We start from the raw sequence: 14,543 nt of genomic DNA, 5'->3' as shown, positions 1-14,543 counted from the left end.
TTTTCTTTCTATTGGACTTCAACCCCTCTAAACCAACTGTCAACAAAGAAGATCCTGCGCCTAAAGGAATGGGCGCGTTGTGCTGGCGAATAGAAATTGGGCCTTACAATAAACTACTCAATGATAGATCTTAATATTTAGGTCGCCTGCTTTTAATTTGCTCGCTAAGCATTGTCGTTACTCTGATAACGCCTTGAAAAGGATGTACCAATGTTCGTATTTTTGAAGCGTAGTTATGTGGCCCTATTATCTGTGTTATTTGCACTTCTCTATTTAATCCCCCTTAATGGCCGCTTGCTATGGCAACCTGATGAAACACGTTATGCAGAAATCAGCCGGGAAATGCTTCAGCGCGGGGATTGGGTCGTTCCCCACCTGTTAGGACTGCGTTATTTCGAAAAACCGGTCGCAGGGTATTGGATAAATAATTTTAGCCAGTGGCTGTTCGGTGACAGTAACTTTGCCGTGCGCTTTGGCTCAGTATTCAGTACCGCATGCAGCGCCGCCCTCATTTTTTGGCTGGCGTTAATGCTGTGGCAAAGCCACAAAACAGCGCTACTGGCAGCTCTTATTTACCTTACATCAATACTGGTACTCAGCGTAGGTACCTACAGTGTACTCGACCCGATGATATCCTTGTGGCTAACGGCAGGCATGGTTGCCTCATATATGTCACTACAGGCCACCACATTTTGGAAAAAGTGTGGGTGGTATGCCTTACTCGGGGTGGCCTGCGGCGCAGGCTTTATGACTAAGGGTTTTTTGGCACTCGCAGTCCCTGTTATTGCTACGCTGCCAATAGTCTGGCAGCAACGCAAGCTCAAAGAGGTGCTCTGTTTTGGCCCTTTAGCCGTCGTCGTCGCCGTGTTAGTGAGTTTGCCCTGGGCTATCGCAATTGCCTTACGTGAGCCTGATTTTTGGAACTATTTTTTCTGGGTAGAACATATCCAACGCTTCGCATCTGAAAAAGCACAGCATAAATCCCCATTCTGGTTTTATTTACCCATCCTGTTGCTGGGGACATTACCCTGGATGGCATTACTCCCTTCATCTTTGCTTAAAGGATGGCGTGAAAGAACGACACGGCCTGACTTATTCTTTTTACTAAGCTGGGTCATTATGCCTCTGTTTTTCTTTAGCCTTGCCAAAGGAAAATTACTTACCTATATCCTGCCATGCATGGCACCCATTGCTCTTCTAATCGCCGCTTACGCTAAAGATTGTGTGACGAATAGGTCACTGCGAGTGTTCAGGGTGAATGGGATTATCAACCTGGTATTTGGGTTGATTTGTGCTCTGACTATTTTTGTTTTAGGACTGGGCCTGTTCCCACACTATGTTGTCTATGGACCACAGGAATATTCAAAAGTTGCCTTAGGTGTTTTTGCGTTTTTGATGTGGGCAGCGGTTGGATATATTACGTTACGAAATCATGCAAGTTTCTGGCCTTACGCCGCAGCATGTCCGTTGATGTTCGCGCTCTGCGCCGGTTATTTGATTCCTCAACAAATCGTCGATACCAACCAGCCGCAACATTTTATCGCTGACAATGTGAAAACGCTGACAGAGAGCGCTACTGTACTGACGAATAATGTTGGCATTGCTACAGGGCTGGCCTGGGAATTAAAACGTAGTGATATCATCATGTATGACGTACGGGGTGAGGTGCAATACGGCCTTTCCTACCCGGATGGGGGTGCGCAATATGTGAGTGAAGAAGATTTTCCTTCATGGCTCATGCAGAAAAGAAAATGGGGTAATACCTCGCTCATCCTACAACTGCCTGCCAATAATCAGCTTCAGGACAGGTTGCCGACGCCTGAAAAAACGGTGAAGATGGGGAGACTGGTACTGCTTTGGTATCAAAAAGCGCATTAGGCACAATCGAGATGCGACAGAACCTAAAAGGTTCTGTCTGCAATCTTTTTATTTCCGGGCGCGCAGCATTCATTTCTCATGGTGCTGTTTTAGGCGCATCAGGCCTTTATTGGTGGTGATCTGTCGTCTTCAGCAGTGATTTCGCAATACAGTTTGGTTTACTGAATGTGTGCACATCAAAAGAATAACCGAGCGTGTATTTAAAGCATAAATCAGAGGTCACCGGTAAGGGGATGATGTATCGCGACACACCGGCCGTTCTACTTGCGGAGGTCAGAAGCCTAAGCGCATCGGCCTCTGAAGCAGTTGGGGTACTGATGCGGCTTGTAATACGCGGGAAATCTTCGTCCCTGCCATTAATGTTTGCAATCAGACCGACATGCTGTTGCGCACAGGTGCCACCGGCGCAGGGGAGCATGCTGGTGTCTCTTTGCGGGTCAGAAACCATGTGACTCCAGTCAACCGTGACGCTGATTTTCCCCGGCATATACGGCATTACTGACACCAGTAAAGGGGCGGCCACAGAGGTTAAAGAAGCCGACAGTCCAGCCAGTAATAAGAGCACATAAGTTCTTAAAGTTTTTTTCACTTGAAATGACTCCATTCAGGGTTTTATTCAGGACGAAGATTCATATGCTCACAAATCGTACTGTGTTTGAGTAAAGTATTCAATGTATTGATCATGTTGTAAAGTGGGCGAGCCGGAAAATACGTCAATACCACCACTGTCGCTTTTTCATTTCATACGCATATCGCTGAACTTAGCGGTAATCGCTCAGTGTATCTGCTGATATCTGGCTTATTCACTCAGCTTACGCAATCTTGAAGAAAAATCCCACCTGAACTCCAAATAAAGATGAGAAAATAACCTGCACCGCTTTCAACAACCCCGAATTGACAGAGAAGCTCTGCGAAGAAAAAAAAGAGTTTGCGAAATTAACCGCCCATAAATGAACGGCATATAAAGTGCATGTCCGTTACCGATCCGGTTATTATTGTCAGTGCTGCGTATCAGATCCGTCGTCAGAAAGTGGATGTATATTATGATCTGTCATTCCCGAAAGCCAGGCACTCCCTTAATTCGGAAAAAAGGATAAAAAATGACAAAATTCTGTCTGTTTGCGGCGATTCTGGCCGCATCTGTATTATGCACCAGCGCATCAGCAAAGCCGTACAGTACGCTTTCACCTCCCGTGCCTGATGCACCCGACGTGGTGGAGTTTTTCTCTTTTTATTGTGGCCCCTGCTATTTATTTACTGACCAGTACCCCGTAGTCGCAGGAATTAACCGGATACTTCCGGCAGGAAACAGCGTGACCAGGTATCACGTCAGTGCTATGGGAAAACTCGGTCATGAACTGAGCGAGGCCTGGGCAGTCGCCACGGTTACGGGTGTGACAGACCTCGTGGAGCACCGGCTGTTTATAGCGGTTCAGCGCGACAGGTCAATAAATAAGCTGGACGATATCTATGCGATATTCAGTGAGGCGGGCATCAGTCCGGAAGCGTATAACAGCGCGCGGCACAGCATGATGACCAGAGCATTTATCGCCCGGCAGGAGGCTATGGTCAGCGCCTTCAGGGTTAGCGGCACCCCCTCTTTTTACGTAAAGGGCCGCTACCTTATTGACAATAGCGGCGTGAAAGCAAAGACTCCGGAGGGCTATGTTGCTGCGTATGCTGGTCTCGTTTCAGAGCTACTTAAAAATAAGTGATGCTGGCACGCCTGAGCGAATGGGTCAGGGATGCACAGACCTGCAACGGTACCGGCGAACGACAGGTCTGCTTTGCGTATTCCGGCGGTGATGAACAGTTGTGCCGGAGGAACGTGAACACGTTATTTCCTGACGAGTCCTCACTTCGTTTCATTGCGCTTAAGCCCGGTGAGCCAACGTTTTCTAAAAGCGTTCATCATTGCCATAAAACGCGGTACCGTTGCTGAGCAGGTCTTGGTCAACGCACTGGCGAAACCTATAGTGAGTGACAGGCTGGCCACAGGGTAAAACATCACGAGCATAAAGCGTTACAACGTCAACGAACGCCCTAAATAGCTGCGCCGAATACCGCTACACTTTTGCCAGGCCATGTTTCCCGCCGGGGAATGGACTGACGGTTTCCATAAAGCGATGAACCTTTCTCAGCAACTGCCACATTGAACGGCACTGGTGGTTGCGGGTTACCGTGTCGTGAAGCGCCTGCCATAATCGCTCAACATGGTTCACCCACGGTGAGTAAACCGGCTGATAAATCACGCTGAACTTCGGGTTCGCTTTCAGCCAGCGCTGGATTTCACGGCTTTTGTGGATGATGTAGTTATCGACAATCAGCCTGATCGTTTTTGCACGGCGGTAACCCGCCTTCAGGTGCTTAAGCAGGCTGATAAACAACACCGAACTTTTACTACTGCCGACAACGTAGCTGACTTTGCCCGTTCCGCTGTGCAGCGCGCCCGCCAGGTAATATTTTTCATTTTGACCCGGTGTTACCACGCGTCTTTGCTGCCCGCGCAGTTGCCAGTCTGCACCGATTTTGGGATTGAGATGGATATCCACTTCATCTTCATAAAATACCGGATGCTCTGCGCTGCATTTGTCCAGCGCCTGACAGATCACCGCCATCTTTTCATCTTTGTGCGGGTCACGGATCCGCAGCGTCGGTGCCGCCCTGCGCCAGACAAGCCCGGCTGACGGCAGCCAGCGACTAAGGGTTCCGGCGTGTAACCGGTGCCCGGTTATCTCTCTGATTTTTATAGCCAGCAGCTCCGTACTCCAGCGTGAACGTTGATAACCAAAATCAGCGGGCGAGTGCTTTATCAGTTCACGTAACAATGTACAGATATGCTCAAATGGCCATCGGCGGGAGCGCCCTGCGGGTAACGATTTGAGTCCTTCAACACCGAACAACGTAAACCAGTTTATCCAACGCCCGACGGATGAACGGGCGCAGCAGAGCGCTTTGGCGACGTGGGAGACACGGTCACCCCGATGCAGCATCAGCATGGCCGTCAGTCTGCGGGCATGGTTTTTGTCACGCGTTTTATGGATAGCTTTTCGCATCAGGCGTCGTTCTTCAGGGGAAATGGGTGCTATGATCGGCATTGCTCAGTCCGGTTGGTGATTTGTATTAGTTTGGCGATTGATCAGATCGCACAATCCGGGCTGAGTTCCCTCAAAGTGATCTACTATTCCGCGCAGCTATTTAGATGAATGCTGACCCGGTGCCGTACCTGGTATCTTCTTCTCGTAGACGAAATAGCCCGCGCAAATTTGCTTTGTGAAGAATTGCGGTATCTCCGCTTTTTCCAGTAAACTGTTCATGTGCTTGTGTCTCCGCTAAAAGTGACTTGAGCGCCTATGCTCGGGGGCCGCAATCCCCTGGGCATCAACCCCTTCTCCCTGCCATTAAATCCACTGCATCAGCCTGCATACCATGCAGCGCCGCCCAGTATAGAAAACTCTGCTTTGTGTGCCTGACCGACTTCAGAACGTTTCTGGCAACAGTTTTAAGCTCGTGCTGTTCAAGGATCCCGTCCTCTTCTGCAGCCAGTTTTGCCTGAGCAATCATTCCCTTTGCCGCGTCTACCCTCATTTGGATTGTGAAAAGTTCGACGTTATCAATTCGTTCAGGCCTGGGATTCTCGACCACCAGCATGCCGAACTGTGCTGCAAAGTCATCTGCAAGAAACGGATGCCCTACTACGTGCTGCAGGATCTCCAGCTGGTCCATATCGAATAAGCGGGTGTGAATGAGGCATGGTGAAGGGCAATCCAACTAAAGGGGTTAAGAAGTTCAAGGAAGAGTCACGTGACCGTTACGTTACGGATGCTGAGTATCAAGCTGTGTATTCGTGTGCGCCGGATATTGTGAAAATAGCTATGGAGCTGGCTTACCTGTGCTGCGCCCGACAAGCTGATGTGCTTTCCATGAAAAAAAGTCAGATAATGGAGGAAGGCATTTTAATTAAGCAAAGCAAAACTGGTGTTGCCCAAATAAAGGGCTGGTCCCCTCGCTTTATGTCAGCAATCAACTTGGCGGGGCAGTTACCGCTAAAGCCGGGGATGAGTAGTATCTTCATTATCCACCAGCCAAACGGCTCGGGATATACACGTGACGGGTTTAATAGTCGCTGGAGTGCGGCACGGGAAGAGGCCAGGAAAAAATTCCCTGAGTTGCTATTCGATTTCACCTTCCATGACCTGAAGGCAAAAGGCGTATCTGATCTTGAAGGTGACCTCTATGAAAAGAGAGCCATCACTGGGCATAAGAACATCGAGCAAACTGCTACCTACGACCGTAAAATCGTGGTTGTTCCGGTGGTTGGTGGTCAGAAAAAGAACGCATGATATTAGGAAGTGATATTAGGAAATAAATGGCAGACACAAAAAAACCGCCCTTGGGCGGTTACGACATCACTGCTTATTGCTTTGATTTTATTCGTTTAATCGGTAGTAAAAGTATGGTGCCCGGGGCGGGACTTGAACCCGCACAGCCATAAGCCGAGGGATTTTAAATCCCTTGTGTCTACCGATTTCACCACCCGGGCAGGGTGTAAAGTGGAGGCGCGTCCCGGAGTCGAACCGAGGTTCACGGATTTGCAATCCGCTGCATGGCCACTCTGCCAACGCGCCTTAATCTTGCTTAGCCACCAGGCTCTACCTGACAGGCTGAATTTGGAGCGGGAAACGAGACTCGAACTCGCGACCCCGACCTTGGCAAGGTCGTGCTCTACCAACTGAGCTATTCCCGCCTTCATCATTTCTGCCAGCTTCACAGAACATGCTGATTTATTTTATCTTCTGGCAGCCTGACTGCCTTTCGATGCGTTGCATTCTACTGACCTGGAGAAATGAGTCAATAAAATTATCCTCATATTTTATCCGTTTGCTGCTTTTTAAATCGTATCGATCACCGTTCGAACAAATCACCGCGCGCAGCGTTGAGATACTGGAACATCGACCAAAAAGTCAGCACCGCAGCGATATACAGCGCGACCACGCCAATGCCAATAACGGTGCTGTCATAGCGCCAGAGCAGCGCAAAGAGAGAGAGCATCTGGGCGGTGGTTTTGACTTTACCGATCCATGAAACGGCCACGCTACTGCGCTTGCCTATTTCTGCCATCCATTCGCGCAGGGCAGAGATGATAATTTCACGTGCGATCATCGTTGCTGCGGGCAGCGTAACCCACCAGGCGTGGAAGTGTTCGGCCACCAGCACCAGGGCAATTGCCACCATCACTTTATCCGCCACGGGATCGAGGAACGCGCCAAAGCGGGTGGTCTGTTTCAGGCGTCGGGCAAGGTAGCCATCGAACCAGTCAGTGATGGCCGCCACGATAAAAATAAGCGCGCAAGCCAGCGGAGCCCATTGAAATGGCAGGTAGAATGCCAACACAAAGAACGGAATCAAAACGACACGAAACAGAGTAAGTAAGGTCGGAATGTTAAAATGCATAGGTACGCTAACTGTCTGGGCAGGGTAGAATTTGTCCCTATGTTCCTACATTGCCCGGACCGTTGCAATGCTTAGTGTTTCAGCGAATAAAAGATTTTCTCCGCCAGTAACTGCGAAATCCCCGGCACCCTGGCGATTTCGTCCACCGACGCATTCATCAGGGGCTGGAGGCCGCCCATGTATTTCAGCAACTGCTGGCGGCGTTTCGGACCAATGCCCTCAATCGTTTCCAGTGCGCTGGTATTTTTGACCTTAGCACGCTTGTTACGATGCCCGGTGATGGCATGATTGTGAGAATCGTCACGGATATGCTGAAGCACGTGCAGCGCCGGAGAGTCAGGGGGCAGAGAGAACCCCTCGCCTTCTGGCTCGAAGAACAGCGTTTCCAGCCCGGCCTTACGATCGGTTCCCTTGGCAATCCCCAGCAGAATTGGCTTTCTCTTGTCCCACTCCACATCCAGCTCCGCAAAAACCGTTTTGGCCTGTCCTAACTGACCCTTGCCGCCGTCGATAAGAATCACGTCCGGAATTTTATTCTCTTCAATGGCTTTACCGTATCGCCGACGCAGCACCTGATTCATTGCCGCGTAATCATCGCCCGGTGTGATGCCCGTAATATTGTAACGGCGGTACTCCGCACGCAGCGGACCATTACTGTCAAAAACCACGCAGGAGGCAATGGTCTGTTCGCCCATGGTATGGCTGATATCAAAGCACTCCATGCGGTTAATTTCCGGCAGCTTAAGCACCGTCGCCAGCGCGTGAAGCCGCTGGTGAATCGTCGACTGCTGCGAGAGACGGCTGACCAATGCGGTGCTGGCGTTAGTGCGCGCCAGCTTAAGGTAGCGGGCACGATCGCCTCGCGGACGGCTTTGGATGGTCACCCGCCGTCCGGCAAGGGTGGTCAGCGACTCGGCCAGCAGATCCTTTTCAGGCAGGGTGAAGTCCAGCAGAATATCGGAAGGAAGCGTGCGGGCCTGGCTACCCTGCAAATAAAACTGTCCAACAAATGTCTGCACCACTTCGGCCATCTCGGTGCCGCCGGGTATTTTCGGGAAATAGCTGCGGCTGCCCAGAACCTTTCCCTGGCGGATAAAGAGGACGTGCAGGCAGGCCATACCCGAGTCAAAAGCCACGCCGATAACATCCAGATCGTCGCCATTATTGGAGACGAACTGCTTTTCAGTGACGCGTCGCACCGCCTGGATCTGGTCGCGTAGCCGCCCCGCTTCCTCAAATTTGAGATCGCGGCTGGCCTGCTCCATCCGTGCGACCAGCTGATTAAGGACCTGATCGTCCTTACCGGATAAAAAGAGCCGCACCCAGGAAATTTGCTGCGCGTATTCCTCTTCCGACACCAGGCCTGCCACGCACGGTCCCAGGCAGCGTCCGATTTGATATTGCAGGCAGGGACGGGAGCGATTGCGGTAGACGTTATTTTCACACTGCCTGACCGGGAATATTTTCTGTAGCAGCGAGAGGGTTTCACGCACCGCGTAACCATTTGGGAAAGGGCCGAAGTATTCACCTTTCGCATGTTTTGCACCGCGATGACTGGCCAGGCGTGGATGGGCATCCGCACTAAGGAAAATATAGGGGTAAGACTTATCATCCCGCAGCAGCACGTTGTAGCGAGGCTGATACAGCTTGATGTAGTTATGTTCGAGGAGTAACGCTTCGGTTTCTGTGTGCGTTACCGTGACATCAATCTGACGAATGCTGTCAACCAGCGCTTCCGTTTTACGGCTCCCGAGGTTGCCGCGAAAGTAGCTTGAGAGACGCTTTTTAAGATCTTTGGCTTTTCCGACATAGATAACCGTTTCGCCTGCATCATACATACGGTAGACGCCGGGCTGGCTGGTCACAGACTTCAGGAAGGTTTTAGCATCAAATACATCATTCACTACTGATCAACGACTCCGGATTAAACAGGCCATGGCGAATGGCCAGATGCGTTAACTCTACGTCACCGCTGATGTTGAGCTTACTGAACATCCGGTAGCGGTAGCTGTTAACTGTTTTGGGGCTCAGGCTCAGCTGCTCTGAAATATCTGCCACTTTTTGACCCCGTGTGATCATCAGCATAATCTGTAATTCACGTTCCGACAAACTATCGAAGGGGGAATCCGTTTTCTGAGGTTCAATCTGGCTTAACGCCATCTGCTGGGCGATATCAGAGGCGATATAGCGCTGCCCGGCATTGACGGAACGAATAGCATTGACCACTTCCTGAGGGGCCGCACCTTTACTCAGATAGCCCGCTGCCCCGGCCTGCATGACTCGCGCAGGCAGAGGGTTTTCGGTATGTATAGTGAGCATGATAATTTTGATATCGGGATTGTAGCGCACGATTTTACGTGTAGCTTCAAGACCGCCGATGCCAGGCATATTCATGTCCATTAGCACGATATCTGCGCTGTTTACACGGCACCATTTCACCGCATCTTCGCCACAGTTGGATTCACCCACCACCTGAAAACCTTTGATGTCTTCCAGTATGCGGCGGATGCCCGCGCGGACAAGTTCATGGTCATCTACAAGCAGAACGCTTATCAAGGGTTCTCTCCAAAAGGGGATATCAGCTACGGTATTTAGGGATTTTCCGATGGACGATCTTACCTCTTTTAACCCCCGATAGAACAGAAAAAATTGACATATCCCGCGGATGAAATTTACGGCGGTCCGCTCCCCGAGGCGATCGCGGGCGTTTCTTATGTGGTATACTTGTTACCAGTTTACAGTACCAGCGGCAGCTGTCGGGCCGGTGAAGTTGAGATGACTTATAAGGAAAAATCATGAGCAATACAGACTTTTCAACCAGCGAAGAAACTGAAACTCTGGCCAAAGAAGTGGCATGTATGAAAGCACTGGTGACATTTATGTTAAAGGGTATGGGCCAGGCTGATGCCGGTAAAGTCATTATCAATATGGAAAGGTACATTAATCAGTTAACCGATGAAGAGCAGGCTGAAGTGTTCAGCGGCACCATCAAGCAGATCAAGCAGGCTTATCGCCAGTAACGGATAATCCTATTCTCAGCCCATTGATTTTCGCCCACGAATGTTAGATTGTGGGTTTTTTTCATAGAGAATACAGGAAACAATGGGCTTACTCTTTAAGGCGTTATTGGGCGCGCTGGTTGTGGTGCTGATCGGCATCCTGTCTAAAACGCGCAGCTATTATATTGCAGGGCTCCTGCCTCTTTTCCCTACCTTTGCGCTGATTGCACATTATATCGTGGGCAGTGAACGTGGTGTTCAGGCATTGCGCACTACCCTGATATTTGGCATGTGGGCGATTATTCCCTACTTTATCTATCTGCTTTCCCTTTGGTACTTTACGGGATTCATGCGGCTGCCTGTGGCGTTAGGCAGCGGCGTGTTGTGCTGGTGCGTAGCTGCCGGCGTGCTGATTTCGCTGTGGGCAAAATTCCAGGGCTAGCGCCCCCTGGAACCCCAGCTAACGGAAACGCCCAGCGTGGGCAGTACTTCCTCCGGGCTGAAGCGCCGCGCGCCGCGAAACTTCTCCGCAAGGTGGGGCTGCTGAACGGGAATGCGTACGGCGAAAAGGTTGTCTTCAGACTGGATGACGCCCGCCGTCAGTGGCTCATAGACCACCTGATTTTTCTCGAACATATGCTCCAGCATAGGCGTTGCCGCACTATAGAGAAAGCGGATCCCTGACTGTTCTGCCAGCTGGACGCAGTGCCACAAAATACTCAGCGGTAGCTCCGAATCGATTTCAAGTCGGGCTGAAAACCGCGACATTTCCCAGGCCGGCAGCGGGTTTTTACTGCTTCTACTCTCCGAGGCCAGGCTGGCCTCTGGCTCATGCCACTCCATCAGTCGGGCGCAGCCACAGATGCCATGCTGAGCCGTCCAGGCAATCAGCCATGTCACGTCTGAGCGGTCAAAGCGATCGTACTCCTGACCAGGCGTGCTGAGTCGTGATGGAATTGACCACCCTTCCCCCCTGGCAAAAACGCTGTAGCGGTAGCTTCCCAATTCGACCAGTAAGGAGGAAGGCATGTCCTTAAGTTTTGTTTGTATAATTTTCATCATTATTCCCCTGACGCATTCCCTCGTGGATGCCGCTCCTGACGGCCCGCTCAGGGTTGTTACCCTGAGCGCAGGGTAGACAACCTATTAGCAATTCGAAACTACCAAATTTAGTAGTTGTATTACCCCTCAGATTAATCCCATCGCAGCCGCGTAGGAGGCCACCTGGGTTCGGTTAGGCGCATTAAACCTTTTTTGCATATTTTTTTGATGGAAGTTAACGGTATTTTCCGAAATACAGAGTATGAGGGATATTTCCGCTGAAGTTTTACCCTCTGCCGTCCATTTTAGAATCTCCAACTCGCGCTGGCTTAATTCCATGTTCATAACCGACATCGAAATATCTTTTACACGCTGTAACGCTTCAAGCACCAGGACCACTAAATGCTGGAGCTTTAGCTGATCTTCCTGCACTAATCTTATTTTTTCAACAGGTTCGTGCGATGCCATAGATAATATCCCTGTGGCTCGGTTGAGGGCCATGGTGGAACAGGAAAAACCTGAGCAAATCCCGTACTCCTGTGCGGTCATCAGTACCCTGCTATCTCCGCAGCTAACGGGGTCACTCCATAAAAATATTTTCCCCGGCACCTTGCAGTAATTGATAACGGGGTCTATGGCCGCAAAGTCCTCATTCTGATAAAGCCTGACCCATTTTCTGGGATAATTACTATAAACAAAGGTCTTTGGCCGCGTAAAAGGAATCGGATGTCGGATATATAACGCGTAAAACTTAAGTCCCAGCTTAATCGTCTGCTGCTCAATGACGCACATTATTTCGGCGGCATCGCTCACATCATCCAAAGCAGCCCGCATTTCGTTACGCCAGCTGAAATAGTTACTGCCAATCATTAATGCCTCATCGGAGGGTTGTCGCTGTCCCCTCCTGTTCCGGTTATTTACAGTAATATGGGGTAAAAAAATGAATAAAAAAGAGCAAGACCGCATTGCAATCCCATAAAAACTACAACTGTGATAATAACCCCGAAATGAACATTTTTATGCGGCGCCCTTTGCTGGATTATTGACCGGCAAAGACCTTGCAGCATTTCACTCTACCCAGGCTGTTCAGCTGACCAACCTGTTCTCAAAAACCGGCCATCCCGCCTAGAATAGGATTTTTCCTATAAACATTCAATAATTCTGACCCTGTCAGAATCCAAAAATTAATATAAATTTTTATAATTTTACTCATGTTTAACGCGGGTGAAAGCATAATAACAGGAAAAAACGTGTTTTTAATTGACTGATATATGTAGATAAAATACCAGAAAAAGGCTAATTTGGCTTTTATTTCAATGGTAATATAATATTAATTTTACTTAATTATAGCTATACATTTACCGCTCTCACATGCGCGTCACCCTGCCTTAATGATATCGAAGGTTAATTTATAGTGAAATTTTGTCACCTTCCTTCCAGCCTGTCATGCACAGAAGCAGCTGCACAGTAAGCTGCGACATGGGATTAGCGATGTCGTCTCGTTTTTGCGCAGTTGGGAGGGGCTTTACTGAACTTTCCCTGTATCCGGGTCGCTTTTACGTTAAGCTTTGCGCCCCAAAACGCAGGTCAGGCCGGAATTCTGCTTCCCTGAATCCAGTACGTGGTTGACCGCGATGAAAAAATATTAGCGACCTGAAGCTGAGTTACCTTAAGGTAGTGCTGAATTCGCTTTTTTAAACGACCCACTAAGAGCCCACAGAGCTCAGACAACATCACTAAAGGACAATAACTTCGTTATGGTTGACCAATCTAAAGACGCGCCCCAGGCATCAGAGGCGCCGGGCGAGCTCCGGCGTAACCTCAACAACAGACATATCCAGCTCATTGCCATCGGCGGTGCCATCGGCACAGGCCTGTTTATGGGCTCCGGTAAAACCATCAGTTTGGCGGGTCCGTCGATCATTTTCGTGTATATGATCATCGGCTTTATGCTGTTTTTCGTGATGCGCGCCATGGGCGAACTGCTGCTCTCTAATTTAGAGTACAAATCCTTTAGCGACTTCGCAGCAGATCTGCTCGGGCCCTGGGCGGGCTTTTTTACCGGATGGACGTACTGGTTCTGCTGGGTGGTAACCGGAATTGCGGATGTGGTTGCGATCAGCGCCTATTTTCAGCTCTGGTTCCCGGACTTTTCAATCTGGATGAGCGCCCTGCTCTGTATCTTCGTTTTCCTGTCGCTCAATATCGCGACGGTCAAACTGTTTGGTGAAATGGAGTTCTGGTTCGCGATTATCAAAATCGTCGCCATTGTTGCATTGATCGTTACCGGCATCGTACTCATTGCCATGCACTACCCTTCCCCCGGCGGCGGAACGGCCTCGTTGACACACCTCTGGGATCGCGGCGGGATGTTTCCTAAAGGCCTGAGCGGCTTTTTTGCTGGCTTTCAGATAGCGATTTTCGCCTTTGTCGGCATTGAACTGGTGGGTACCGCAGCGGCAGAAACGCAGGACCCTGAACGGGTGCTGCCAAGGGCCATCAACGCCATTCCACTGCGCATTATTATGTTTTATGTGCTTTCGCTGGTGGTCATTATGGCGGTCACGCCGTGGGATAAGGTCGTCGCCGATCGCAGTCCGTTTGTGGAAATGTTCATGCTTATCGGTCTGCCCGCGGCGGCCAGTATCGTTAATTTCGTTGTGCTGACCTCGGCGGCCTCCTCGGCTAACAGCGGTATTTTCTCCACCAGCCGTATGCTTTACGGCCTGGCACAACAGGGAGCCGCGCATCGCAGTTTCGGCAGACTGTCACGCCGTGCGGTGCCTACTGCCGGTCTGTTCTTTTCATGCTTCTGTCTGCTGGGCGGCGTGGCGCTGATTTACCTGATCCCCAACGTGATGAAAGTCTTTACGCTGGTCACCACCGTGTCGGCCATTCTGTTTATGTTTGTCTGGAGCATTATTCTCTGCTCGTACCTGGTTTACCGCAAAAATCGACCGCAGCTGCACGCAGAGTCCATCTATAAGATGCCCCTTGGCAAGGTAATGTGCTGGGTTTGCCTGGCCTTTTTTGCGTTTGTTCTCGTCCTGCTTACGCTTCAGGAGGATACACGGCAAGCGCTTATGGTGACCCCGGTGTGGTTTATTTTGCTGGCTATTGGCTGGTGGCTTCGCCAGCGCCGCAGGCCCAGCTGATGTTAGCGGCGGGCCA

13 protein-coding genes, 3 tRNA genes and 1 pseudogene are annotated in these 14,543 nt (G+C 50.2%); 6 read left to right on the top strand and 11 right to left on the bottom strand.

Going from position 1 to position 14,543, the window contains the following annotated elements; genetic code table 11:
- The first annotated feature begins 210 nt into the window (after positions 1–210).
- Complete coding sequence (gene arnT, locus AAGR22_RS08915) at positions 211–1,878, top strand: lipid IV(A) 4-amino-4-deoxy-L-arabinosyltransferase (protein ID WP_345831311.1); 1,668 nt, start codon at positions 211–213, stop codon at positions 1,876–1,878.
- Between the two features lie 106 nt (positions 1,879–1,984).
- Here the strand turns inward: arnT and AAGR22_RS08910 are convergent, their stop codons facing one another.
- Complete coding sequence (locus AAGR22_RS08910) at positions 1,985–2,467, bottom strand: hypothetical protein (protein WP_345831310.1); 483 nt, start codon at positions 2,465–2,467, stop codon at positions 1,985–1,987.
- Between the two features lie 511 nt (positions 2,468–2,978).
- Between AAGR22_RS08910 and AAGR22_RS08905 the strand changes: the two genes are divergently transcribed.
- Positions 2,979–3,593 (top strand): DsbA family protein, encoded by a 615-nt coding sequence (locus AAGR22_RS08905; RefSeq protein ID WP_345831309.1) that lies wholly within the window; start codon positions 2,979–2,981, stop codon positions 3,591–3,593.
- 351 nt (positions 3,594–3,944) lie between these two features.
- Here the strand turns inward: AAGR22_RS08905 and AAGR22_RS08900 are convergent, their stop codons facing one another.
- Positions 3,945–4,976: an IS630 family transposase gene (locus AAGR22_RS08900; RefSeq protein WP_345831308.1), complete on the bottom strand. Its 1,032-nt coding sequence runs from the start codon at positions 4,974–4,976 to the stop codon at positions 3,945–3,947.
- Between the two features lie 283 nt (positions 4,977–5,259).
- Positions 5,260–5,604, bottom strand: a complete 345-nt coding sequence (locus AAGR22_RS08895; RefSeq protein WP_345831649.1) for a hypothetical protein — start codon at positions 5,602–5,604, stop codon at positions 5,260–5,262.
- Positions 5,605–5,621: 17 nt separating this feature from the next.
- On the opposite strand from AAGR22_RS08895, the pseudogene AAGR22_RS08890 reads away from it, so the two are divergent.
- Positions 5,622–6,221 (top strand): annotated as a pseudogene (locus tag AAGR22_RS08890) (tyrosine-type recombinase/integrase); the annotation flags it as partial.
- A 114-nt stretch (positions 6,222–6,335) separates the two neighbouring features.
- Here the strand turns inward: AAGR22_RS08890 and AAGR22_RS08885 are convergent.
- From AAGR22_RS08885 to uvrY, 6 genes are all read right to left on the bottom strand, one after another.
- Positions 6,336–6,421 (bottom strand) — tRNA-Leu (locus AAGR22_RS08885).
- Between the two features lie 11 nt (positions 6,422–6,432).
- Positions 6,433–6,506, bottom strand: a tRNA-Cys gene (locus tag AAGR22_RS08880).
- Between the two features lie 43 nt (positions 6,507–6,549).
- A tRNA-Gly gene (locus tag AAGR22_RS08875) sits at positions 6,550–6,625 on the bottom strand.
- Between the two features lie 158 nt (positions 6,626–6,783).
- Positions 6,784–7,332: a CDP-diacylglycerol--glycerol-3-phosphate 3-phosphatidyltransferase gene (gene pgsA, locus AAGR22_RS08870; RefSeq protein WP_067703040.1), complete on the bottom strand. Its 549-nt coding sequence runs from the start codon at positions 7,330–7,332 to the stop codon at positions 6,784–6,786.
- 71 nt (positions 7,333–7,403) lie between these two features.
- The gene (uvrC, locus tag AAGR22_RS08865) at positions 7,404–9,236 is read right to left on the bottom strand and encodes an excinuclease ABC subunit UvrC (RefSeq protein WP_345831307.1); all 1,833 of its coding nucleotides are present in this window, start codon (positions 9,234–9,236) and stop codon (positions 7,404–7,406) included.
- Entirely contained in the window at positions 9,229–9,888 is a 660-nt protein-coding gene (gene uvrY / locus AAGR22_RS08860) for a UvrY/SirA/GacA family response regulator transcription factor (protein ID WP_345831306.1), read from the bottom strand. Before uvrY ends, uvrC begins: the two co-directional genes overlap by 8 nt.
- Before the next feature lie 239 nt (positions 9,889–10,127).
- Between uvrY and AAGR22_RS08855 the strand changes: the two genes are divergently transcribed.
- Both AAGR22_RS08855 and AAGR22_RS08850 read left to right on the top strand, forming a co-directional pair.
- Positions 10,128–10,352: a DUF2594 family protein gene (locus AAGR22_RS08855; protein WP_067703031.1), complete on the top strand. Its 225-nt coding sequence runs from the start codon at positions 10,128–10,130 to the stop codon at positions 10,350–10,352.
- Between the two features lie 82 nt (positions 10,353–10,434).
- Positions 10,435–10,773: a GlpM family protein gene (locus AAGR22_RS08850; protein WP_067703029.1), complete on the top strand. Its 339-nt coding sequence runs from the start codon at positions 10,435–10,437 to the stop codon at positions 10,771–10,773.
- Here the strand turns inward: AAGR22_RS08850 and AAGR22_RS08845 are convergent.
- Together AAGR22_RS08845 and sdiA are read right to left on the bottom strand one after the other, a co-directional pair.
- Positions 10,770–11,390, bottom strand: a complete 621-nt coding sequence (locus tag AAGR22_RS08845) for an acyl-homoserine-lactone synthase (protein ID WP_067703025.1) — start codon at positions 11,388–11,390, stop codon at positions 10,770–10,772. The genes AAGR22_RS08850 and AAGR22_RS08845 overlap by 4 nt on opposite strands.
- A gap of 129 nt (positions 11,391–11,519) precedes the next feature.
- On the bottom strand, positions 11,520–12,242 hold the full coding sequence (gene sdiA, locus AAGR22_RS08840; RefSeq protein ID WP_067703022.1) for a transcriptional regulator SdiA: 723 nt from the start codon (positions 12,240–12,242) through the stop codon (positions 11,520–11,522).
- A gap of 887 nt (positions 12,243–13,129) precedes the next feature.
- Between sdiA and cycA the strand changes: the two genes are divergently transcribed.
- On the top strand, positions 13,130–14,527 hold the full coding sequence (gene cycA, locus AAGR22_RS08835; protein WP_345831305.1) for a D-serine/D-alanine/glycine transporter: 1,398 nt from the start codon (positions 13,130–13,132) through the stop codon (positions 14,525–14,527).
- The last annotated feature ends 16 nt before the right edge of the window (positions 14,528–14,543 follow it).

Source organism: Erwinia sp. HDF1-3R (assembly GCF_039621855.1).
Classification (GTDB): domain Bacteria; phylum Pseudomonadota; class Gammaproteobacteria; order Enterobacterales; family Enterobacteriaceae; genus Erwinia.
The sequence above is the reverse complement of the archived record's forward strand: the minus strand, read 5'-3'. Positions and strand labels throughout refer to the sequence as shown.

Coding starts and splice junctions, on each gene's coding strand:
- AAGR22_RS08845 (WP_067703025.1), bottom strand. CDS start 11,390: ATGAAAATTATACAAACAAAACTTAAGGACATGCCTTCCTCCTTACTG.
- sdiA (WP_067703022.1), bottom strand. CDS start 12,242: ATGATTGGCAGTAACTATTTCAGCTGGCGTAACGAAATGCGGGCTGCT.
- AAGR22_RS08900 (WP_345831308.1), bottom strand. CDS start 4,976: ATGCCGATCATAGCACCCATTTCCCCTGAAGAACGACGCCTGATGCGA.
- cycA (WP_345831305.1), top strand. CDS start 13,130: ATGGTTGACCAATCTAAAGACGCGCCCCAGGCATCAGAGGCGCCGGGC.
- pgsA (WP_067703040.1), bottom strand. CDS start 7,332: ATGCATTTTAACATTCCGACCTTACTTACTCTGTTTCGTGTCGTTTTG.
- arnT (WP_345831311.1), top strand. CDS start 211: ATGTTCGTATTTTTGAAGCGTAGTTATGTGGCCCTATTATCTGTGTTA.
- AAGR22_RS08905 (WP_345831309.1), top strand. CDS start 2,979: ATGACAAAATTCTGTCTGTTTGCGGCGATTCTGGCCGCATCTGTATTA.
- AAGR22_RS08895 (WP_345831649.1), bottom strand. CDS start 5,604: ATGGACCAGCTGGAGATCCTGCAGCACGTAGTAGGGCATCCGTTTCTT.
- AAGR22_RS08855 (WP_067703031.1), top strand. CDS start 10,128: ATGAGCAATACAGACTTTTCAACCAGCGAAGAAACTGAAACTCTGGCC.
- AAGR22_RS08850 (WP_067703029.1), top strand. CDS start 10,435: ATGGGCTTACTCTTTAAGGCGTTATTGGGCGCGCTGGTTGTGGTGCTG.